Below are 22,699 nucleotides of genomic sequence, written 5' to 3' on the forward strand. Positions count from 1 at the left end.
GTTTACGCTTGCGTCAGCGGATACTGCTCTTTCAGCGTCTTCAGCACCTGGTCGCCCGGCATTGGCGCGCCGAACATGAAGCTCTGGACATATTCGCAGCCCATCTGGCGCAGTTCCAGCGCGTCGCTCTCGTCCGAAATGCCCTCGGCGACGACGGACAGGCCGAGTTCATGCGCCATGTTGACCATCGATTTCAGCAGCACCGCGCGCTTGGGCGTGTTGTCGTCGACGAAGCTCTTGTCGATCTTGATGGTGTCGAAGGGGAAACGCGTCAGATAGGCCAATGAGGAATAGCCGGTGCCGAAATCGTCCAGCGACAGGCCGATGCCGAGCTGCTTCAGCTTGGTCAGCACATGGGCGGTCTGCTCGGGATTGTCCATGACGAGCGATTCGGTGAGTTCGAGCCGGAAGCAGCGCGGCTTCAGGTTGGCCCGAGCGATGACCGAGCGGACGTCGCTGACCAGGTCGCGGCGGATCAACTGCCGGCTGGACAGATTGACCGAGACCGACAGCGGCGCGTCGCCGATCTGCTTTTGCCAGCTGGCGAGGTCTTCCGCCGCCTGCTGCATGGCAAACAGGCCGAGCTGCACGATCAGTCCGCAGCTTTCGGCGACCGGGATGAAATCCGCCGGCGGGATCATGCCGCGGCGCGGGTGGTCCCAGCGCAGCAGCGCCTCGAAGCCGGCGACACTGCCGTCCTCGAGCCGCACGATCGGCTGGTAGGCAAGCGTGAATTCGCGTCGCTCGATGGCGCGGCGCAGGTCGGATTCGAACTGCAGCCTGTCAGTGCCGACAGTGCGGAAAGCCGGACGGAACGGCTCGATCCTGTCGCCGCCGAAGCGCTTGGCCTGATGCATGGCAAGCTCGGCATCCTTGACCATGTCCTCGGCCGACATCTGTGGCGAATTCCAGGTGATCAATCCGATCGAGGCGGTCAGCACGATCTCGCGCTTGGCAAAGGTGATCGGATTGTTGATGGCATGCTTGATGGCATCCGCCACGGCGGCGATGCGGGCCGGGTCCTGTTCGGACAACAGCATCAGCGCGAACTGGTCGCCGGCAAAGCGCGACAGCGAGTCCTTCGGCTTGAGCAGCCGGTGCAGGCGACGCGCGATGGTCAAGAGGATGGTGTCGCCGGCCGAGATGCCGAGCCCGTCATTGACCTGCTTGAAACGGTCGATGTCGATGACGAAGACGGTCGGGCGCACCTTCTCTTCGGTGCGCGCGATCGAGATGATCGCTTCCAGCCGGTTCATCAAAAGTTCGCGGTTCGGCAGGCCGGTCAGGTTGTCGTGCACGGCATCGTGCAGCAGCCTTTCCTCGGACTTTTTCTGCTCCGTCACGTCGACCATGGTGCCGACGCAGCGGATGACTTCGCCGTCGGATCCGATGACCGGGCGCGCACGCAGCGAGAACCAGTGATAGTGGCCGTCAGCGCCGCGCAGTCGGAAGTTCTGCGACACCCGGCCGCGCCGGTGCTCGAGCACGACGTCGAGCGTCGTGCGGAACGTGTCGCGGTCGTCGGCATGCAGCACCGGCAGCCAGTTACGCGCCGCACCGCCGAGGCTGTTCGGCGCCAGCCCGAGTTGGATGCTGACATCGGGCTTGGTGACGACGCGGTCGCGCAGCACGTCCCAGTCCCACACCGTGTCGCCCGATCCGGCGACGGCAAGCGCCTGCCGCTCCAGGTCGGAGAACAGGCCCTGATGCAGCGCGCCGCCGGCAAAGGCATGCTGCATGACAGTGAAGCCGATCAGCAGGATGATCAGGATCAGCCCGCCGCCCAGGGCCGGCTGGGCGATATCGTTGTCGAGCATGCCGGTGATCGCCATCCACGATCCGCATAGCCACAACAGCACCATGACCCAACTGGGCACCAGCATGATCGCACGATCATAACCACGAATCCCGAGGAAGATGATCAGGCCAAGCCCCGTCAGTGCGGTGGCGGCGAAGGACAGCCTGGCGATGCCGGCGGCGACCGCAGGATCGACGATCGCGACGCCGGCGATCAGCACCAGCCCGAGGATCCAGACCAGTGCGCCATAACTGAAATGGCCGTGCCATCGGTTGAGGTTGAGATAGGCGAACAGGAACACCACGAAGGTTCCCGCCAGCGCCACCTCCGTTCCCGCCCGCCACATCTGCTCATTGCCGGGCGAGATCTCGATGACCTTGTTGAGGAAGCCGAAATCGACGCAGATATAGGCCAGTACCGCCCAGGCAAGCGCGGCGGTCGCGGGGAACATCGAGGTCCCCTTGACCACGAAAAGGATGGTCAGGAACAGCGCCAGCAGGCCCGCAATGCCGATGACGATGCCGCGAAACAGCGTGTAGGAATTGACCGAGTCCTTGTAGGATTCGGGATCCCAGAGGTAGACCTGCGGCAGCTTCGGCGAGGCCAGTTCGGCGATGAAGGTGATCACCGTGCCGGGGTTCAGCGTCACCCGGAAAACGTCGGCGTCGGGGCTGGTCTGGCGGTCGAGCGCGAAGCCTTCGCTGGGCGTGATGGCAGCGATGCGGGTCGAGCCCAGATCCGGCCAGAAGATGCCGGAATTCACCAGGCGGAAATGCGGTGCGACGATCAGCCGGTCGAGCTGCTGGTCGGTGGTGTTGGCGAGCGCGAAGACAGCCCAGTCGCCGGTCGAACGGGCATCATTGGCCTCGACCTCGATGCGCCGCACGATGCCGTCCGGACCCGGCGCGGTCGACACCTGGAAATTCTCGCCCTGGTTGCGGTAGATCTCGACGGCGCCGGAAAGGTCGAGCGCGACGTCGTCGCGGGCGATCTTGATCGGCTCGACGGCGAAGGCCGACGATGCCGCCCACAGCGTCAGGAGTGTCGCGAGGACAATGGCGAACAGCGGCCCGTTGCGCAGGAATTTCGTCAAAAATCAGTCCTTCGTTCCAACGCCCGGCGGATCGTCCGCGATCCGGGCGTAGAGGTAGTGGTCCTGCCAGATGCCGTTGATCCTGAGATAGGATCGCAGCAGTCCTTCGCGCCGAAATCCGGCTTTTTCAAGCACGCGGATCGACCTGATATTGTCGGGAATACAGGCCGCTTCGATGCGGTGCAACCTCAGCGTATCGAAGGCGAAGCGGGTCACCACCTTGACCGCGTCGGTCATCAGGCCGCGGCCGCCGAAGCGCTCGCCGATCCAGTAGCCGACATGGCCGCTTTGCGAGACGCCATGGCGTATGTTGCCGAGCGTGATGCCGCCGGCAAGCTTGCCGCTGCTCCTCTCGAAGATAAAGAAGGCGATAGCGGTTCCCTGAGCATAATCCTCGCGGTAGCGGCTGATGCGCAGCCGCCATGCGTTGCGGTCGAGTTCGTCGGGAGTCCAGCGTGGCTCCCATGGTTCGAGGAAGGCGCGGCTTTCCCCGCGCACCGCCGCCCACTCGCGATAGTCGTTGGTGAACGGCACGCGCAGCGTGACACGGTCGCCCTTCAGTGCCGGCAGGTCACGGCGAAAGAAAGGGAGCGCGAACATGGCGCTTTGAGGGGCTTAGACGGCGAGCTTGCGGGCCGCGGTCTGCGTGCCCGCGAGCGATTCGAGAATCGCCTCGTAGGGCGCCAGTGTGCCCACAGGCCCGACAGCGGTAAGCGTCGGCTTGGTCGAGAACAAACGCGACGATAGATCGGTCAGCCGCTCGATCGTCAGCGCCGACAGCCGTTCCATCAGTTCCTCCTTGGCGATCGGCCGGCCGAACAGAAGCAGTTGCCGTGCGATCTGCGAAGCGCGGCTGGCCGGGCTTTCGGCTGACATGATCAGTCCGGCGCGATATTGGGCGCGCGCCCGGTCGAGTTCTTCCTGCAGGATCTTCTCGCCGGCCTTCTGCAGTTCGTCGATGATGACAGGCACCAGTTCGGCGATGTCGCTCTGGCCGGTCGCTGCATGGACGCCGAAGACGCCGGTGTCGGAAAAGCCCCAATGGAAGGCATAGACCGAGTAACACAGGCCGCGCTTCTCGCGGACCTCCTGGAACAGGCGCGACGACATGCCGCCGCCGAGGATCATCGACAGCACCTGCGAGGCGTAGAAGTCGCGCACATGATAGGCCCGGCCTTCGAACCCCAGCACGATCTGCGCGTCCATCAGGTCGCGGTCCTCGCGAAAATCGCCGCCGACATATTGCGCATATTGCGGGATGGTGCTGTCGGCCTTGCTGCGGAAGCCGCCGAGCTGCTTTTCGACCTCGCGCACGAAATTGTCATGCTTGATGTCGCCGGCGGCGACAATCACCATGCGCTCGGCGCCATATTGCCGCTCTATGAAGTCGTGAAGTTGTTTCGAGGTGAAGGACTTGACCGTTTCGGGCGTGCCGAGAATGGAGCGCCCAATCGTCTGATGGCGATAGGCGGTTTCCGTGAAACGGTCGAAGACGATGTCGTCGGGCGTGTCGTGCGCGGCGCCGATCTCCTGCAGGATCACATGCTGTTCGCGTTCGAGTTCCTGCGGGTCGAATTCGGACTCCTGCAGGATGTCGGCAAGAATGTCGACGGCCAGCGGCACGTCGTCGGAGAGCACCCTGGCATAGTAGGAGGTGGTCTCGACGCTGGTGGCGGCGTTGATTTCGCCGCCGACGTCCTCGATCTCCGAGGCGATTTCGAAGGCGCTCCGCCTTTTCGTGCCCTTGAACGCCATGTGCTCGAGCAGATGGGCCATGCCATGCTCGTCGTCACGTTCATTGCGGGCACCCGACTTGACCCAGGCACCAAGGGCAACCGATTCGATGCTTTGAAGGGTTTCGGTGGCGACTGTCAGGCCGTTCGACAGACGGCTTACCTCAACACCCATATGGCTACTACTCCCTAACGCGCCGCCCGCGCGCGGCGGCCGACGTAATCTTCCACCATTTTCAGGTCGGATGGAAGTACCGTGTATTTTTCCTCCGATGTCATCAACCCACCTAGCCACGCGGGCAGTGCGGGCGACACGCCGCTGGCGGCTTCGACGGCGGCCGGGAATTTTGCCGGATGCGCGGTACCCAGCACCACCATCGGCACGGCGCCTGACGCCTTGCCTGCGGCGACATGCACGGCTGCCGCGGTGTGCGGATCGAGCAGATAGTTGCTGGTCGCGAGCGTCGAGCGGATGGTGGCGGCGACCTCGTCCATATCAGCGCGGCCGGCGTCGAATTCGGAACGCATCCCGGCGATTTGGTGGGGTTCGATGGTGAAAGCACCGGACTGCTTCAGGCCGTCCATGTAGCGCCGCACGGTCGCGGCGTCACGGCCGGAGGCCTCGAACAGCAAGCGTTCGAAATTCGACGACACCTGGATATCCATCGACGGCGACGTGGTCGCAAAGACGCCCTTGGTGCGGTATTCGCCGGTCGAAAAAGTGCGCGCCAGGATGTCGTTGTCATTGGTGGCAATGACCAGCCGATCGATCGGCAAGCCCATCTTCTTGGCGGCATAGCCGGCAAAGATATCGCCGAAATTGCCGGTCGGCACGGTGAAGGAAACCTGCCTGTCCGGCGCGCCGAGCGACAGCGCCGAGGAGAAATAATAGACGATCTGGGCCATGATGCGGGCCCAATTGATCGAATTGACGCCCGAAAGCGCCACCCGGTCGCGAAAGCCGTGATCGTTGAACATGTCCTTGAGCAGGCCCTGGCAATCGTCGAAATTGCCTTCGATCGCCAGCGCATGGACGTTTGCAGCCGTCGACGTCGTCATTTGCCGCTGCTGCACCGGCGAGACGCGGCCATGCGGGAAAAGGATGAAGATGTCGGTCCGGCTGCGACCGGCAAAGGCATCGATGGCAGCCCCGCCGGTATCGCCCGAGGTGGCGCCGACGATGGTGGCGTGCTGGTCGCGTTCGGCAAGCACATGGTCCATCAGCCGGGCCAGAAGCTGCATCGCCACGTCCTTGAAGGCGAGCGTCGGCCCGTGGAAGAGTTCCAGGACGAAGGTGTTGGGGCCGGTCTGCACCAGCGGGCAGACGGCCTCGTGGCGGAAGGTGGCATAGGCTTCGCGGACCAGCCGCTCGAAGACGGGCGCCGGGATTTCGCCGCCAAGGAACGGCGACAGCACGCGGATGGCAAGGTCGGGATAGGCAAGGCCGCGCATGGCGCGGATCTCGGCGGCGGAAAACTGTGGCCACTCGCGCGGCACGTAGAGCCCGCCGTCGCGCGCCAGCCCAGCCAGCACGGCGTCGGAAAATCCAAGAACGGGGGCTTCCCCGCGGGTACTCACATAGTGCATGTCACAATTCCGTTACTGCCTGGCTTTTTCCGTCCACCGCAAGGTGGTTAATTCTGCACTGGCTCAGTCGCATTTTTGCCGCGCGGTTGATATACGTCACCAGCTTTGCGAGAGGGAAGTGCAGTTTCATGGCGTTTCGTACATTCAGTGGTCGCTTTTTGGCGGGTCTTGCGCTCACCGGCTTTATGCTTGCCGCCGCCGGCTGCCAATCGGGCGACAATGGCATCCTGAACCTCGGCATCCGCAAGAAGGAGGACCCGACGGCGCCACCGCCGCCGCAGGATCCGAAGATCCTGGCCAGCCAGTTGCAGGCCTATTGTCCCAGGGTGACGGTGCGGGACGGCACGGCCTTCTTCAACACCTATTCCAGGGAAGCTCAGAAGCCCAAGCCCAGGATCAAGAAGACCGGCGATGCCGCGCAGGATGCCGCGGCCCAGGCCGAGGCTGACGCCGCAGCTGCAACGCCGCCCGACGATTCGGCCAATATCATCTACCAGGCGTCGGTCAGCGACGTGACACGCGACTGCAGCCGTGCCAACGGCCAGTTGACGATGAAGATTGCGGTCGCCGGCAAGATTGTCCCCGGACCGAAGTTTTCTCCAGGCACGATCACCATGCCGATCCGAACGGCGGTGATGCACGGCACCGAGGTCCTCTATTCGCAGCTCCACCAGTATCAGGTCCAGGTCACCGATCCTTCGGTTGCCACGCAGTTCGTCTTCACCGATTCCAATGTCGTCGTGCCCGAGCCGACGGCCCAGGATTATCAGGCCTTTGCCGGCTATGACGAAACCGCGCATCAGGCAGCGGCCGACAAGTCGAAGAAGACCCGCCGCAAGAGGGCTGCCGCGACGAACTAGGTCTCGGCAGTTGCATGAGGCGTGCGTCGCGGCGCACGCTTCTCAGGCGTCCGACCACTCCGACAGCGCGGCGATCACGCTTTTCAACTCTGCCCAGCGGCGGATCACCGTTTCGGCGCCGGCCTCGGTGAGCGCGTCGGCATGGCCGGGATAACTGTGTCCCGCGCCGGTGAAGCCGATCACCCGCATGCCCGCCGCCCTTGCGCCGTGGACGCCGTGCACGGAATCCTCGATAACGAAAGTGTTCGCCGGGTCGGCGCCGAGTTTCTCCGCCGCAAACAGGAACACGTCCGGCGCCGGTTTCGTTTTCCCGGTCGGTGTTTCCATCGCCGAAAAAATCCGGTCGGTGAAAAACGGCAGAAGATGCACCTTCTCCAGCATGAATTCGATCCGCTCGGAGCGTGAATTCGAGCAGACACAGCGCGGCACGGTTACCGCGGCAACGGCCTCGCGCGCGCCATCGATGGCGCGGACGTCGCTGCGCAGTTTGCGGTCGACCAATTGTTCCTCCCTGTCGATCAGAGAGGCCTGGAAGGGGATGCGGGACTTTTCCTCGACCCGCAGCATGATGTCCTTGAAGGTCAGGCCGGCATAGCTCTCCGAAATCTCCTCAGCCGATATCTCGTATCCTGCCAAGGTCAAAAGCTCGGCGTCGACGCGGGCGGCGATGATCTCGGAATCGACGAGCACGCCGTCGCAATCGAAGATGACAAGGTCTGGCTGGGGCATGGTGATCCGGACAATGGGAGGGCGAAGTGCCTCGGAAGGCTCAGGCGGCGCGGCATACACCAACAGGGCCGCCTTCGCAAATTCGCCACACCCGTCCCTTGGCCTTCACGGAATATTTACGCTGATCGGTAACCATAACCAGGAGTAAACAGTAACGCGTGCCTTGGGTGTCAGAATGTCTGCCGTGCGTCTTCTCGACGAGCTTTCCCACGCTCCCCAGCAATCCGAATGGCTGGACACGATCCTCAAGGGCGACTGCGTTGCCGCGCTAGACCGGCTGCCCGAAAAATCGATCGACGTCATCTTCGCCGATCCGCCCTACAATCTGCAGCTCGACGGCGACCTGCACCGCCCCGATCAGTCGAAGGTCGACGCCGTTGACGACGATTGGGACCAGTTCGAGAGTTTCGAGGCCTATGACGCTTTCACGCGTGCCTGGCTGCTGGCGGCGCGCCGGGTGCTGAAGCCCAACGGCACCATCTGGGTCATCGGCTCCTATCACAACATCTTCCGGGTCGGCGCCAAGATGCAGGATCTGGGCTTCTGGATCCTCAACGACGTGGTCTGGCGCAAGACCAACCCGATGCCGAATTTCCGTGGCCGCCGTTTCCAGAACGCGCATGAGACGATGATCTGGGCCACGCGCGATCAGAAGGGCAAGGGCTACACCTTCAACTACGAAGCCATGAAGGCGTCCAACGACGATATCCAGATGCGCTCCGACTGGCTGTTTCCGATCTGCACCGGCGGCGAGCGGCTGAAGAACGACAATGGCGACAAGCTGCACCCGACGCAGAAGCCGGAAGCGCTGCTTGCCCGCATCATGATGGCCTCGACCAAACCGGGCGACATCGTGCTCGATCCGTTCTTCGGCTCCGGCACCACCGGCGCGGTGGCCAAGCGCCTCGGCCGCCATTTCGTCGGCATCGAGCGCGAGCAGGCCTACATCGACGCCGCCAACGAGCGCATCGACGCGGTGCGGCCGCTGGATGGTGCCGATCTCACCGTTCTCACGGGCAAGCGCGCCGAGCCGCGCGTTGCCTTCGTCAGCCTGATCGACACCGGCCTGATGATGCCGGGTGCGACGCTCTACGATGCCAAGAAGCGCTGGGCGGCCAAGGTGCGGGCCGACGGCACGGTGGCGATCGGCGACAGCGCCGGTTCGATCCACAAGGTCGGCGCCGAAGTGCAGGGGCTGGATGCCTGCAACGGCTGGACCTTCTGGCATTATGAGCGCAGCGGTGGCCTGACCCCGATCGACGAGCTTCGCCGCATCGCGCGGCTCGGCATGGAGCGGGCAGGGGCCTGAGCCCCTGCCAATTGCTTCGAATGCCGTTGATTCAAAGGCTCAACGGATCGCGCGAAGCGATTCAAATCAGGCCTTGATTCCGAGACGTTCAAGGTCTGCTTGAAGCGTCCTTGCGTCGGTGAACAGCACCGATTGCCAGCCTGCCGCCTTGGCGCCGTCGACATTCTTCTGGCTGTCATCGATGAACAGCGTCGCGGCCGGTTCGAGGCCGAATGCGGCGACGTGGTGATCGTAGATGGCTCGGTCGGGCTTGATCTGGCGGATGTCAGCCGACACCGTCACGCCGCGCGGACGATTGAGGAAATCGAAGCGCTCGCGGGCCTCGGCCAGCGTGTCGCTGGCAAAATTGGTCAGCATGGTCACGTCGTGGCCGCTCTCGATCAGACCGACCATGATGGCGACGCTGTCCTCATAGGCATGCGGCACCATCTCGTGCCAGTGGCGGCGGAAATCGCGGATGTTTTCCGCGTGATCGGGATGGTCCGCGATCAGCAGCGCCTCGGCCTCTGCCCAGGTCCGGCCGCGATCCTGCTCGATGTTCCAATCATGCGTGCAGACATTGTCGAAAAACCACTTTCTCTCTTCGGCATCCGGAATGAGGCGGCTGAACGGAATGTTGGGATCGTAGTGGATCAGCACGCGGCCGATGTCGAAAACGATGTGGCGTATTTCAGTCATGGGGCCTCTTTGCACTGTGTGGCGACGGCTTTTTCGTCGCGCCGGGTATCGCAGCCTCGATTGCCTTTTTCATGACAGTCGGCAGCGCCTCGCCGGAAATCTCGTGAGCGAGCGACCAGAAATGCCCGTCTGGCGCATCACCTTTGATGTGAGCGTGAAAGACTTCGAGTTCGAGAGCGAAATGCGTGAAGACATGCGCAATGCGGCCCGCATGCCGCCAGTCGGCGGGAAACGGCGCGGCCGCTTGCGTGGTTGCCCCATCGATCCGCGCGGTCCAGCCTGTCGTCGGCACCTCGGTCATGCCGCCGAGCAAGCCCTTCTCCGCCCGTTTGCGCAGAAGGATGGCGCCGTCGGCCCGCACGGCGACAAAGGCCGCGCCGTGCCGCTGCGGCTTGTCGGCTTTGGGCAGGCGCACCGGGAAGTGCTCGGGATCGCCTGAAACGACGGCGTCGCAGTCTTCGCGTAGCGGGCACAGCATGCAGCGTGGCCGGCGTGGCGTACAGATGGTGGCGCCGAGATCCATCATCGCCTGGGCGAAGTCGCCAGGCCTTATCCCGGGCACCATGCGCTCGACATGGGCGCGGATCTCGGGCTTGGCTTCGCTGAGCGGGGTTGTGATCGAAAACAGCCGGGAGATGACACGTTCGACATTGCCGTCGACAACCGCGGCGGGGCGGTCGAAGGCAATCGCCGTGATGGCCGCCGACGTATAGGCGCCGATGCCGGGCAGCTCTCTCAAACCCGTCTCCGTGTCGGGAAACCGGCCGCCACGCTCGGCCACAAGATCGGCACAGGCCTTGAGATTGCGGGCGCGGGAGTAGTAACCGAGCCCCGCCCACGCCTTCATCACGTCCTCGGTCGGCGCCGCGGCCAGCGCCTCGACATCGGGCCATTTCTCGACGAAAATCCGGAAATAAGCCTTCACCGCTTCGACGGTGGTCTGCTGCAGCATGACCTCGGAGAGCCAGATGCGGTAGGGATCAGGCCGCACGCCGCGTGCATGCTCACCGGGCGTGATGCGCCACGGCAATTCACGGTGATGAACGTCGTACCAGTCTAGCAGGCGGGATGCGATATCTCCGGATGTGGCTTTGCCACTATCCCAGGATGCGGTCTTGCGGGTCTGGTCTGCTGGTGCCATTGATCTTGTATTGGCCTGGCCGGTATCTGCTGGGTCGTCGCTGGAGGACGTACATGGCAGGGAGAACGCCCTACGGCAATCCCGTCCCGGTCAGCGATCTCGCGACCAGGATCCTCGATCCGGTGCTGCGCAAGCGGGCCGGCATTTCGATCGGCCTCGTCCAGTCATGGGACGAGATCGCCGGCCCGCGGCTGGCCAGCCACTCGCGCCCCGAAAAAATCCAGTGGCCGCGCCGTATGCATGAGGACGATCCGTTCGAGCCGGCCGTGCTGGTCATTGCCTGCGAAGGCATGGCGGCACTTCATCTGCAGCACGAGACGGGCGAGATCATCAACCGGGTCAACGCCTTCCTCGGCTTCACCGCCATCAACCGCATCAGGATTCTGCAGAAGCCGGTGACAGCCGACAAAGGAAAGCGCAGACCGGCCCTGAGACCGCTGACCGCGGCTGAGAAGACGAAATTGTCGGGGACTGTCGGCCTGGTCGATAATGAAGGACTGCGCGCCTCGCTGGAGAAACTTGGCGCGACCATTATTGGGGAGAGAAAATCATAGGCGTCTTGAAGAAAGTCATGGATTCGTCGTCTATATCTCGCATTCGTGATCGCCCTTGTCAGGTCTCGCGATTGGATTGGGGATCGAGATGCCTTAATTCGCGCCAACTCTCGCCTTTTCGTGTCTTTGCGTTGCAAAATCCAACCCTTGTCAGGTGATTCGTATGAACCGTCCCCCGTTTGGCCAAAGCTTGTCTCGCAGAAACGTCCTGTCTTCGCTGGCCGCCATTCCGGCGGTGGCCCTGCTCGCGGCTTGCAGCGACTCTGGCGAGGAGGCGAAGGCCGCGAATGTGAAGCCCGCTGAGCCGGCCGCTCCCGCAAAGCCGGCCACGCCGGCCGCCGCCACCGCGCCGGAGGCCCAGGGCACCGTGGACATGACGGAACTGATGAAGCCGGGCGCGCTGCCCGACAAGCAGCTTGGCAAGGACGACGCCAAGGTCACCATCGTCGAATACGCCTCGATGACCTGCCCGCATTGCGCGCATTTCGCCGAGACCACCTTTCCGGACCTGAAGACCAAGTACATCGACACCGGCAAGGTTCGCTACATCCTGCGCGAATTCCCGTTCGACCCGAGCGCCGAAGCCGGTTTTATGCTGGCGCGCTGCGCCAAGGATAACTATTACCCCATGGTCGACGTCCTGTTCCGGCAGCAGGCGAACTGGGTTGGCGTCCAGAATACCAAGGATGCGCTGCTGCAAATCTCGAAGCTCGCCGGTTTTACACAGGAGTCCTTCGAGGCCTGCTTGACGGACCAGAAACTTCTGGACGATGTGAGATCGGTCCAGAAGCGCGGCGCCAATGAATTCAAGGTCGACTCGACACCGACCTTCTTCATCAACGGTAAGACCTACAAGGGGGCGATGTCGATTGAGGAAATGTCGGCCATCATCGACCCTCTGCTCTGACGTCCAGTCAGCCCTGAGGCGGCGGCGCTTCGGCGTGCGCGGTTTCTTGTCGTGCCGCGAATTCCTTTCGAAAAACCACGGAAGTCCGCTTAGTGGGCGGCGCGAATGAAGTTTTCGCGCCTTCGCCTCCTCGGTTTCAAGTCCTTCGTCGAGCCCGGCGAGTTCGTCATCGAACGCGGCCTGACCGGCATTGTCGGACCGAATGGCTGCGGCAAGTCGAACCTTGTCGAGGCGCTGCGCTGGGTGATGGGCGAAAGCTCCTACAAGAACATGCGCGCGTCCGGCATGGACGACGTCATCTTTTCCGGCTCGGGCACTCGGCCCGCCCGCAACACCGCCGAAGTCACGCTTTTCCTCGACAACAGCGACCGCTCGGCGCCTGCTGCCTTCAACGATGCCGACGAACTGCAGGTGTCGCGCCGCATCGAGCGCGAGGCCGGCTCGCTTTACCGTATCAACGGCAAGGAGGCCCGCGCCAAGGACGTGCAGCTTCTGTTCGCCGACCAGTCGACCGGTGCGCGTTCGCCGTCGATGGTCGGCCAGGGCCGCATCGGCGAACTGATCCAGGCCAAGCCCCAGGCACGCCGCGCCCTGCTCGAAGAGGCGGCAGGCATTTCCGGCCTGCACACCCGCCGCCACGAGGCAGAACTGCGGCTGAAGGCGGCCGAGCAGAACCTCGAACGGCTGGACGACGTCGTCGGCGAGCTGGAAAGCCAGATCGAAAGCCTGAAGCGCCAGGCGCGCCAGGCCTCCCGCTTCAAGAACCTGTCGGCCGATATCCGCAAGGCCGAAGCAACGCTGTTGCATCTGCGCTGGACGCTGGCCAAAACCCAGGAAGGCGAGGCGCGATCGGCGCTGGCGGTTGCCACGGCACTGGTCGGCGACCGCGCCGCGGCCCAGATGGCCGCCGCCAGGGAGCAAGGCATAGGCGCCCATCGGCTGCCGGACCTGCGCGACGCGGAAGCCGCCGCCGCCGCTGCCTTCCAGCGCCTCTCGATCGCCAAGTCGCAGATCGAAGAGGAAGCCGGCCGCATCCGCGCCCGTCAGAGCGAACTCGAGCGCCGGCTGCAGCAGCTCGACGGCGATATCGCGCGCGAGGAGCGCATGGTCCGCGACAACGCGGACATTCTCGAGCGCCTGCGCGCCGAAGAGGCGGCACTCAATTCGGAAAATGCTGGTGCCGCCGAGCGCGAGGCCACCACCCGCGCGGCTTTCGAACAAGCGGCATCTACGCTTTCACAAAGCGAAGCCAAACTCGCCGCGCTGACTGCCGAGCGGGCCGAGGCTGCCGCCTCGCGCAACCAGATCGAACGGACGCTGCGCGATACCGCCGAGCGCCGCGACCGCTTCGCGCGTCAGCTTGCCGATGTCGACCGGGAATTGTCGGAGATACTCTCCAAGGTCGCTGGCCTGCCCGATCCGGCCGAGAAGCGCGTGCTGGTCGAACAGGCCATGGCGCTGCTGGAGGAGGCCGAGGCTGCCGTGTCCGAGGCCGAGCAGTCGGTCATCGATGCCCGCGCTGCCGAAAACGCTGCCCGGCCACCGCTTCAGGATGCCAGGGCCGAGCTGGCAAGGATCGAAACCGAAGCGCGCACGCTGGCAAAAATCCTCAATGCCGCCAGCGGCGATCTCTTCCCGGCCGTGCTGGAGCAGATCAGCGTCGATCGCGGTTTCGAAACGGCGCTGGGTGCAGCCCTTGGCGAAGACCTCGACGTGCCGCTCGACCGCAGCGCGCCGGTGCATTGGGGCGAAGGCGCGATCCAACCCGGCGACGCGGCTCTGCCGGAAGGCGTGAAGAGCCTGGCCAGCGTGGTCCACGCGCCGGCACAGCTCGCCCGCCGCCTGGCGCAGATCGGTATCGTCGATGCCGCCGGCGATGGTCGCCGGTTGCAGCCGCTGCTTGCTCCCGGCCAGCGGCTGGTCAGCCGCGAGGGCGCACTGTGGCGCTGGGACGGCTTTACCGCCAGTGCCGACGCGCCGACCGCCGCGGCGCAACGGCTGGCGCAGAAGAACCGGCTGGCTGAGCTCGATGCCGAGGCGATACAGGCGACGCTCGTCTTGCGCCAGGCCGAGGAGGCGCTGGGAGAGGCCGAACAGGCGCTCCGCCTGGCAAGCGAGGCCGAGCGCAACACGCGCCAGGCCGGGCGTGACGCACAGCATCGGCTGGACGCTGCCCGCAATGCACTGGCCGAGGCCGAGAGGGCCGGCGGCGAATTGCAGAGCCGGCGCGCAGCACTCGATGAAGCGCGCGCCCGCATCGTCGACAGCCATGAGGAGATTTCGGCCGCCTTCGCCGAGGCGGAAATGCTGCTGCAGGACGCGCCTGATCTTGGCGATCTGCAATTGCAGCTCGAACAGTCCTCGGCCAATGTCGCCCGCGACCGCGCCGCGCTTGCCGATGCGCGTGCGGTGCATGAGGGGCTGCGCCGCGAAGCCGAGGCGCGCACGCGCCGGCTCGATGCCATTGGCGCCGAGCGCAGCAATTGGCTGGAGCGGGCCGAAAACGCCTCGACGCAGATCGCCTCGCTTGGCGAACGCAAGGCCGAGGCCGAGGCCGAACGCGAGCGGCTGGCCGATGCTCCCGATGAAATCGACGCCAAGCGGCGCGCCCTGCTGTCGCAACTCACCGAGGCCGAAACCTTGCGCAAGGCGGCGGCCGACCGTCTGCAGGAAGCGGAGAACCGGCAATCCGAACTGGACAAGGCCGCCACCGGCGCCATCCAGTTCCTGGCCGAGGCGCGCGAGACCCGCGTTCGAGCCGAAGAGCGGCTGACCGCGGCCGACGAACGCCGGCTGGAGGTCGAGGCGCGCATCCAGGAAACGCTGAACACACCGCCGCATCTGGTTATTCGCCATACCGGTCTGGAGGCTGACAGCCCGATGCCTGAGATGCCCGAGATCGAGCGTCAGCTGGACCGGCTGAAGATCGAGCGCGAACGGCTGGGCGCCGTCAATCTGCGCGCAGAGGAAGAGCAGAAGGAGCTTTCCGACCGGCTGGAGGCGATCGTGTCGGAGCGCGAGGACATCATCGAGGCGATCCGCAAGCTCAGGCAGGCGATCCAGAGCCTCAACCGCGAAGGCCGCGAGCGGCTGCTTGCCGCCTTCGATGTCGTCAACGGCCATTTCCAGCGGCTGTTCTCGCATCTGTTCGGCGGCGGCACGGCGGAATTGCAGCTGATCGAATCCGACGATCCGCTCGAGGCCGGCCTCGAAATCCTCGCCCGCCCGCCCGGCAAGAAGCCGCAGACCATGACGCTGCTGTCGGGCGGCGAGCAGGCGTTGACGGCGATGTCGCTGATCTTCGCGGTGTTCCTGACCAATCCGGCGCCGATCTGCGTGCTCGACGAGGTCGACGCCCCGCTCGACGATCACAATGTCGAGCGCTTCTGCAACCTGATGGACGAAATGGCCGCCACCACCGAGACGCGCTTCGTCATCATCACCCACAATCCCATCACCATGGCGCGCATGAACCGGCTGTTCGGCGTCACCATGGCCGAACAGGGCGTCAGCCAATTGGTGTCGGTCGACCTGCAGGCGGCCGAGGCCATGCGCGAGGCAAGCTGACCCAGGTCGCGCTGGCTGGAATGGGCCGCACCGGAGCAATTTCAGGAAAAGTGTGCAAGCGGTTCTCGCCCGGCAAAAAATGTCAGGGCCGCGGACTGTGCCTGTGCGAATGATGTTTGGCCGGGGACCAGACGAAATAGAGCGATCCCAGTTTCAGCACAGGCACCCTGCGATCCCGCTCGCGATCACGCAGTTCGCGGTAGGTCTTCACCTTCAGTGTGCCCCCCGGCAATCTGATTCGCAAAGCCATGATGCATAGAGCTTACGTGCTTTCTCCAGACGATGGAAGATTCATTTCAAGTTCCTCATCAGTATTCGAGCTCTTGGATGGTCGATCAGGAATTGTACTGGGCCACCAGATGACGAAATATTTGCCAAACTGCCAGACCGGGACTTCGCCCTTGTGCTCCCGCCGCCGCAACTCATGACGTTGCTTGACCTTCAACACACCGCCCGGAAGCCTGATCTTGATCGTCATCGTCCCTCAATACTGATGGCGAACTTCCTGGGTGCCGCGCCCAAAATATCTGTCCGGCCAAGTTAGAAAAATTGCTCACTCTCGGATCGGATCGTTGCAATCCGATTTCGCTGAGTCAATGGAGCCGAGGGCGAACTCCTGTGGCTATCGGCGCCGTGCAGATAAGGCTTGAGAGCGGGCTCAACCTCTGCGCCGCAAGATCCAGTTCACACAGATCACGGCCACGAGGCCACATGCGATGCCGGCGCAATCGGCAAACCAGTCGAACACATCCAGATCGCGCCGTATCAGCGCCGTGCCCTGCAGGACCTCGATCGCCGCTCCAATCATGGCCAGGAAGACGATTAGTCTTGTTTTTCGATCGGGCCAGCCGAGCCCTCCAAGGAAAGTCATGACGGCAAAGGCGCTGGCGTGGTTCAGCTTGTCGGAACGGAAACCGATATCGATCCCGTACTCTTCGAGTCGGGGTATAGGCAGCAGTGCAAGGGCAAGAACAGCGGCAAGCGTGGCGAAAAAGGCGATCCGTTCGACGGCTGGATAAAATCTCATTCTGTTCCAATCTTTGCCTGGCCGCCGGGAAAGTCGAATCCGGCTCGGTATTGGCAGTTCAGGCTGAAACTCGGATCGACGGCGTTGTTCTTCTAAAGCCGCAATTTTTGCTTGAGCTTTTTCAGCCAGGTCTGTTCCGCCTCATCCTGATTTTGATGCGCCGGGACGTAGCGCGGCCGTATCTTTTTTCCTTTGATGTAGAATGGCTTTTCGACTTCTCCAACCAGATTGACGAAAAGCCGGGATTTGTTGGTGGGTTGGCGGACTGTGACGCCGTGGACCGATTCAATCGAATTGATGAACAATACAAGAATGTTCTTGTCGTATTGAACTGTTTCGACGCATTCCAAATGGGTGTCGTCGACATAGGCATCATTGAAGAGTGTCGCTTTGGCTTTCAGCGTGGCGTATTTGGACTGGAAACGACTAATTGTCAGGTCCCCGCCAACGGCATCATAATCTTCCGGCCTCATATAAAACAGGCCAGAAAATAGCTTGTCGCCATTGTCGATGTGGCTTGTCCGCACCGATCCGGCATTGGTCACCGGCGTGTTCCCGCTGAGCATCGCATCCATCAGTATGTCGCGCGTTGCATAGGTGTCACTAAACCTGATGCCCGCTTTCATATTCTTGAGGCGTTCATAATTGGGGTAATAATCAGGGTAAAGCTTGTGAATATCGTCGTAGAACAGGTCGGCGACCTCGCCGAAAAATCCTTGCGATACATGGTAGGCGATAAAATCGCGCCATATTTGCGGCACGGCTTCGTTCGACCGAACGCGGTGGGCCTCATAATCCCACCTGGTGTTGTTGCGGCGTGTATCGATTTCGAGCGTTTCCGGAGCGGGAAACGTGCCGGCCAATTCCTGGTAGAGATCGAGGGGAAGGGCGTCAGGCAGGATGATGTGTGGAAACGGCTCCGATCGAACGTCGGCCTTGGTGGCTCGTTGAAGGACTGAAAGCGGCTTTGACATCGATGGTGTCCCAGATCGAGTTTGTCCGAATTTGGACAGCGAGGATCGTGTTCAACCTGTTCGGGTTACCGCCTTTCAACGGATCCCTTTCTGCGTCTCGTTCAAAGATTGGAGCGTTGAAAAGGGCTCCGCATGGGCTTTTACCATTTCGCTCATTAGAATATCCGCGCCAGTCATGAGGGGGATCAGGGTTTCCGCAAATGTGTATGTTTTGATGCCGTAAAGCCACTTCAGGTAAAGAAGGGCAGCTGACGTGCCGGAGACGCAGCCAACGATGTTCATCCGGGATACGACAAGCTCTATCGGATATATGTGTGGCAGGTTAGCTGCCATGATCCTGGTGTTGGCGTCGGCCGTCACATTGCCAACTGCATCCAGCAATTCGGGGAAGAAGGGCTTGCTTATTCTGGGATGTTCCTTCCAGACGACGTCGTATCCCCTCTCGACGATCTGCTCCGCAATTCGTCTATAGATCGCCGCCTCTTGCGCGTACGACATTATGCGGTTTCGCGACAATGCCTGGCCGAGCAGCAGGATCCGTGGGTTGGCTGACGCACGGCAATGTTCATCGCCGCCGGAAAGCGCATCCCTGCAGGCTTCATCTATTACGTCGCGCATCAGCGAAGCGCCGACCTGAAATCTCGGTACGTTCTCCAGTGCATCGTGAATGGGGATTTCGTGAAGCAAAGAATAAAACTTCGTCACCCGTCTCAGATGGTGTCTTTCTATCCTGTCGGCCGCTTTCCTCAATCGGAACGCCGGTGAAATTGCAGAGAGTCCTGCAATCAAGGCCGCGGTGATGCGTCGTCGAAACCTTGTGCCCGGCGGCCGTGACATGGTTGCCATCTCGAATGGAAGGTATGACGTCAAGCCATCCTCATACAAAACGATCTTGGCTTCAGGGTATGAATCCAGCAGTATTTTTTCCGACGGCCGGTTAACGAAGCAGGCCCAGATTTCAGCTACGGAACTCGCGTCGAGACCAATTGTGTCTCGGATCAGACGATGGATCCGGAAAATTTGCAGTTGCCCATATTTACGCTCGGACGTCAGAAGGTCGTACGCCCATATGATCCGTCTCCAGGTCCATACTTTAGACGCAAGTTCAGCAAGACCGGTCTTGAAATGCTCGGAAACGCCGGCCGTTTCATAAAGCAGGAGATAGTCCTCATGCTCCTGATCCGCCGGGGAGCTTCCATCCATTGTTGATTGGCGAAGTGAGGCAACCAGGCTGAGCAATTGCCAGCTGCCAAAGACGCAGCATATTCGAGCTGGCAATTTAAGATCTCCAGATCGGATGGAAATAACGCTGCATGTTCCGCGATCTCAACCGCAAAATTGCTTCATATCCGACAGGCCGTGTGGCTCGGGGCGTCCCACCCGCTTCGTAATACTGCCTATCGCGTCAGCAGGAAATATCTTTCAGATGGCGGGTCTAACGTCCAAGACAGGCTAGAGTTCCGCACAATAGGCAGGCGAATTCACTTCAACTGAGCGGCAGAGACCTGTCGAGATCCGGCAATAGCACCCGGTGCGGCAGACCGCTCATGCGGTCGTCTTGCTGCTTCGGGTCCCTCTCGGCACCAAGAGCACGAATTCTCCCGGTTTTCGGGAAGGTCGTTGCCCGGGAAAGCGGGTTTCGCTTCCCCCAGTCAAAAGTAAGCTCCAGCCATGAACCGGAGCTAGATGATGACAGAGGCAGAAACCAGAATGTTTCACACGCTTGATGTGCCGCCCGGTCCGGTGCGGCGGCCTGCAATCCCGGCCGACCTGCCAAGGCAGGGCATGTGTGGGCGCATCTGCGCATCATGTCCGATGCGAAGCCCGCACTGCCCCTCGAACGCCCTTGAGGCCGACGCTTCGGCGCAACGTCCCCGGTGAGCAGGCCAGAGCAATTCTAGGAAAAGTGTGAAGCGGTTTTCCGTCGAAAATTGCCTCAAAACAAAGGGTTAGAGCAGGTCGCCGTTTCCGTGACACGGTGAACTGCTCTGAGGGCGGTGCCGGAAAATGCGCCGCCCCGTCGGAGGGGTCGTCCGCGATCAGGCGGCGAGCCAGGCCCGTGTGAAATCCTGCTCATAGGCCTGATGCATCTGGTAGCCCATCAAGGCAGGTTTCATATGGCAGAACAGCTTTCGCCAGTAAGGCTGAACGATGATGCCGGAATCCTGCAGCATGACCTGCAGTTCCTTCATTACCACACGGCGCTGCTCCGGATCGGCGATGGAATTGGCCTTGTGGACCTTGGCGTCGAAGTCTGGATCGGCGAACCCCGTCTCGTTCCATGCCGAACCGGTCTGATAGGCAAGTGCATAGGTCTGGATGCCGAGCGGTCGGGCGTTCCAATTGGTCGTCGCGAAGGGATACTTCGTCCAGTCGTTCCAGAACGCCGATTCCGGGATGACGGTGCGTTTCACCTTGAAGCCGGCGTCGCGCATCTGCTGGGCGACGGCATCGGAGCTTTCCTTGCGGTAGTCGGCTTCGACCGAGATCAGATCGAACTCGAAATCGAGCTGGCCGGCTTCCTCGAGCAATGCCCTGGCCCGGGCCGGATCACGTTTGATCGGCGGCAGGTCGGCGTGTTCGGGATGCATCGGTCCGACATGATCGTTCTGCGCGACGATGCCCATGCCGTCGGCGCCCAGTTGCAGCACCGCTTCGTTATCGACCGCAAGCTGTATGGCGTTGCGCACGCGCTTGTCGTCATAGGGTTTGGCGTTGACGTTGCAGCGCGAGACCAGGGTGGCGGCGGTGACGATCTCGCTTTTCTTCAGGCCCAGCCTGTCGAGCATGGCGACGTCATAGGACTGCGTCTGGCCGTTCAGGTCGATCTCACCGGATTCGAAAGCGGAGACGGTGGCGGCCGAGTCGGTGCCGTAGTCGGTCCAGTCGATGCCGTCGAGGAACACCTCACCGCCCCACCACGACCCGTCCGGCCGCTTGCGCACCGAGGCAGCAACGCCGACATCGAGTTTTTTAAGCTCGAACGGACCCGTGGAAACGGGGTTGGCCGACAGTGGCGCTGCCTTCGGATTGAACGTGCGGTGGACGATCAATGCCGGGTAGTCGGTCATCGCAGGGATGATGGTGATGTCGGGCTGCGACAGTTTCAGGACCACGGTGTGGTCGTCGCGAACCTCGATGGCACCAGTGCGCGCCACCTTGGTGTCGGGATCGATCAGGGCGGTCATGCGCCCCGCCATCGAGTTGCCGGCGGCATCCTTCTCACACCAGCGCGTGATGTTGAAGGCGACATCCGTGGCGGTGAAATCGTCGCCGTTCGACCACTTCACCCCTGGGCGCACCTTGAGCACATATTCCGTGGCGTCCGCATTGATCTCCCAGCTCTGCAGCAGCACCGGCTCGAAGGTGAAATCCGGCTTCCAACGCACCAGCGGTTCGAGAAACTGCATCGCGATGTTGCCCATCTGCGAAACCTTGAACTTGCGCGGGTCTTCCAGCTCCATCACCTGCATGGCAACACGCAGCACGCCGCCCTTTCTGGGTTGGGCGGCTTCCTCGGCCCGCGCCGGGACCGGTTGACCGATGAGCCCATAGGCAATCGCCGTGCTGGCGCCGAAGGCGCTGGCCAACGCCAGGAACTCGCGGCGGCCAAGCGCGCCGCTCTTCGCGCCTTTCGCAAATGCGCCGATCGCCGGATGAAGAGGTCTGGATGTCATATCGGTTCTCCCATTGTTGATTTTACGCCCAAATTCGGTGGAATGCCCTTGCCGCGTCGTTGCTGGGCGCTGTTTTCTACAAGACGCAGCCGATGGCGGCGGGGCCGCGACGGCGAGGGGAAGGCAAGATGAATCTTCTGACGGCGATGCGGGTGTTCGATCGGGTCTGCCTGCTGGGCAGCCTGTCGGCGGCGGCGCGCGATCTCAACATGTCGACGACGGCCGTCAGCCGCACCATCAAGGAACTGGAAGACGACCTCGGCGTCCGGCTCATCAATCGCACCACAAGGCGCCTCAGCCTCACAGAGGCGGGCCGCGACTATGCTCCGCGTGCCCGCATCCTGCTCGACGACATTTCCGAACTGCAGGATTCGACGCGCGGCCTTCACAAGGAGACGCGCGGCCTGATCCGGGTTTCCTGCTCCAATGTTCTGGGCCACACGCGCATAACCAAGCTGGTGCCGAAATTCCTCGAAGAGAACCCGCTCACCACGATCGAGTTCGACCTCACCGCGCGTTATGTCGTCGGCATTGTCGAGGAAGGCTACGATGTCGCCATCCGCTTCGGCGGTCAGGCCGATTCCGCCTTGATTGCCCGCCGGCTTGGGGAAGTTCGCAACTATGTCTGCGCCACGCCCGATTATTGGGACACAAACGGCCGCCCGGTCCACCCGGATGAGCTGGCAAGCCATTCCTGCGTGCTGAGCAATTTCGCCAAGCGGCTTGGCACATGGCCTTTCATCGGACCAGACGGCCCTTTCGATGCGGCTGTCGGCGGGCGCATCTCGACCAACAGCGTCGAGGCCGCCTACCAGATGACCACCGCCGGTTTCGGCATCGGCAATCTGCCCAGCCTGCTGGTCGATGCTGCGATCAGCGACGGCCGGCTGGAAGTGCAGCTGGATGAGTTTCGCCCCGGCTCCAGCCCGATCTACGCACTCTATCCGCACCGCACCTATATTGCGGCCAAGGTGCGCGCGTTCGTCGATTTCCTGATCCGCGAACTGTCGGCCGACTTCACCGCCTGAAATGCTGCCCGATTGCCGGCCAACGCCGTCAGGGGCC

General features: G+C 62.5%; 19 protein-coding genes. 6 read left to right on the top strand and 13 right to left on the bottom strand.

Annotated features, from left to right (window positions below):
* Positions 1 to 2 precede the first annotated feature (2 nt).
* The 5 genes from LB559_RS11350 to LB559_RS32875 are packed head-to-tail and all read right to left on the bottom strand — an operon-like array spanning position 3 to position 6,341.
* Positions 3 to 2,891 carry an EAL domain-containing protein gene (locus LB559_RS11350; RefSeq protein WP_013532764.1) on the bottom strand — a complete coding sequence of 963 codons (2,889 nt, stop codon included), beginning with the start codon at positions 2,889 to 2,891 and terminating at the stop codon, positions 3 to 5.
* A gap of 3 nt (positions 2,892 to 2,894) precedes the next feature.
* A complete protein-coding gene (locus LB559_RS11355; RefSeq protein WP_013532763.1) occupies positions 2,895 to 3,491 on the bottom strand; it encodes a GNAT family N-acetyltransferase in 597 nt (198 codons plus the stop codon).
* 15 nt (positions 3,492 to 3,506) lie between these two features.
* Positions 3,507 to 4,799, bottom strand: coding sequence for a M16 family metallopeptidase (locus tag LB559_RS11360; protein ID WP_013532762.1), 1,293 nt, complete (start codon positions 4,797 to 4,799; stop codon positions 3,507 to 3,509).
* Positions 4,800 to 4,813: 14 nt separating this feature from the next.
* A complete protein-coding gene (thrC, locus tag LB559_RS11365) occupies positions 4,814 to 6,211 on the bottom strand; it encodes a threonine synthase (RefSeq protein ID WP_024503622.1) in 1,398 nt (465 codons plus the stop codon).
* A 1-nt stretch (position 6,212) separates the two neighbouring features.
* Positions 6,213 to 6,341: a hypothetical protein gene (locus tag LB559_RS32875; RefSeq protein ID WP_263499029.1), complete on the bottom strand. Its 129-nt coding sequence runs from the start codon at positions 6,339 to 6,341 to the stop codon at positions 6,213 to 6,215.
* On the opposite strand from LB559_RS32875, the gene LB559_RS11370 reads away from it, so the two are divergent.
* Positions 6,340 to 7,071 carry a hypothetical protein gene (locus LB559_RS11370; protein ID WP_224674073.1) on the top strand — a complete coding sequence of 244 codons (732 nt, stop codon included), beginning with the start codon at positions 6,340 to 6,342 and terminating at the stop codon, positions 7,069 to 7,071. The genes LB559_RS32875 and LB559_RS11370 overlap by 2 nt on opposite strands.
* A 42-nt stretch (positions 7,072 to 7,113) precedes the next feature.
* On the opposite strand, the gene LB559_RS11375 is transcribed toward LB559_RS11370, so the two are convergent.
* The gene (locus tag LB559_RS11375; RefSeq protein ID WP_224674074.1) at positions 7,114 to 7,800 is read right to left on the bottom strand and encodes an HAD family hydrolase; all 687 of its coding nucleotides are present in this window, start codon (positions 7,798 to 7,800) and stop codon (positions 7,114 to 7,116) included.
* Between the two features lie 175 nt (positions 7,801 to 7,975).
* On the opposite strand from LB559_RS11375, the gene LB559_RS11380 reads away from it, so the two are divergent.
* Positions 7,976 to 9,109, top strand: a complete 1,134-nt coding sequence (locus LB559_RS11380) for a site-specific DNA-methyltransferase (protein WP_013532758.1) — start codon at positions 7,976 to 7,978, stop codon at positions 9,107 to 9,109.
* Positions 9,110 to 9,175: 66 nt separating this feature from the next.
* On the opposite strand, the gene LB559_RS11385 is transcribed toward LB559_RS11380, so the two are convergent.
* Entirely contained in the window at positions 9,176 to 9,787 is a 612-nt protein-coding gene (locus tag LB559_RS11385) for an HAD family hydrolase (RefSeq protein WP_224674075.1), read from the bottom strand.
* A complete protein-coding gene (gene mutY / locus LB559_RS11390; protein WP_224674076.1) occupies positions 9,780 to 10,928 on the bottom strand; it encodes an A/G-specific adenine glycosylase in 1,149 nt (382 codons plus the stop codon). Before mutY ends, LB559_RS11385 begins: the two co-directional genes overlap by 8 nt.
* 53 nt (positions 10,929 to 10,981) lie before the next feature.
* On the opposite strand from mutY, the gene LB559_RS11395 reads away from it, so the two are divergent.
* The 3 genes from LB559_RS11395 (at position 10,982) to smc (ending at position 15,956) form a co-directional block, all read left to right on the top strand.
* On the top strand, positions 10,982 to 11,482 hold the full coding sequence (locus tag LB559_RS11395) for a DUF721 domain-containing protein (RefSeq protein WP_013532755.1): 501 nt from the start codon (positions 10,982 to 10,984) through the stop codon (positions 11,480 to 11,482).
* A 163-nt stretch (positions 11,483 to 11,645) separates the two neighbouring features.
* Positions 11,646 to 12,389: a DsbA family protein gene (locus LB559_RS11400; RefSeq protein ID WP_013532754.1), complete on the top strand. Its 744-nt coding sequence runs from the start codon at positions 11,646 to 11,648 to the stop codon at positions 12,387 to 12,389.
* Positions 12,390 to 12,494: 105 nt separating this feature from the next.
* A complete protein-coding gene (gene smc, locus LB559_RS11405) occupies positions 12,495 to 15,956 on the top strand; it encodes a chromosome segregation protein SMC (RefSeq protein ID WP_224674077.1) in 3,462 nt (1,153 codons plus the stop codon).
* A 262-nt stretch (positions 15,957 to 16,218) separates the two neighbouring features.
* Here the strand turns inward: smc and LB559_RS11410 are convergent, their stop codons facing one another.
* The 5 genes from LB559_RS11410 to LB559_RS11430 form a co-directional block, all read right to left on the bottom strand.
* Positions 16,219 to 16,434, bottom strand: a complete 216-nt coding sequence (locus tag LB559_RS11410; protein WP_082827353.1) for a hypothetical protein — start codon at positions 16,432 to 16,434, stop codon at positions 16,219 to 16,221.
* A gap of 180 nt (positions 16,435 to 16,614) precedes the next feature.
* Positions 16,615 to 16,983, bottom strand: a complete 369-nt coding sequence (locus LB559_RS11415; RefSeq protein WP_024503628.1) for a hypothetical protein — start codon at positions 16,981 to 16,983, stop codon at positions 16,615 to 16,617.
* Between the two features lie 92 nt (positions 16,984 to 17,075).
* Positions 17,076 to 17,957 carry a hypothetical protein gene (locus LB559_RS11420; RefSeq protein WP_224674078.1) on the bottom strand — a complete coding sequence of 294 codons (882 nt, stop codon included), beginning with the start codon at positions 17,955 to 17,957 and terminating at the stop codon, positions 17,076 to 17,078.
* 75 nt (positions 17,958 to 18,032) lie between these two features.
* Positions 18,033 to 19,235, bottom strand: a complete 1,203-nt coding sequence (locus LB559_RS11425) for an alpha-2,8-polysialyltransferase family protein (protein WP_224674079.1) — start codon at positions 19,233 to 19,235, stop codon at positions 18,033 to 18,035.
* 761 nt (positions 19,236 to 19,996) lie between these two features.
* The gene (locus LB559_RS11430) at positions 19,997 to 21,634 is read right to left on the bottom strand and encodes an ABC transporter substrate-binding protein (RefSeq protein WP_224674080.1); all 1,638 of its coding nucleotides are present in this window, start codon (positions 21,632 to 21,634) and stop codon (positions 19,997 to 19,999) included.
* 128 nt (positions 21,635 to 21,762) lie between these two features.
* Here LB559_RS11430 and LB559_RS11435 point away from each other — a divergent pair, with 128 nt between their 5' ends.
* Positions 21,763 to 22,662 (top strand): LysR family transcriptional regulator, encoded by a 900-nt coding sequence (locus LB559_RS11435; protein ID WP_013532748.1) that lies wholly within the window; start codon positions 21,763 to 21,765, stop codon positions 22,660 to 22,662.
* Positions 22,663 to 22,699: the final 37 nt, after the last annotated feature.

The organism is Mesorhizobium sp. BR1-1-3, assembly GCF_020165455.1.
Taxonomy (GTDB): domain Bacteria; phylum Pseudomonadota; class Alphaproteobacteria; order Rhizobiales; family Rhizobiaceae; genus Mesorhizobium; species Mesorhizobium ciceri.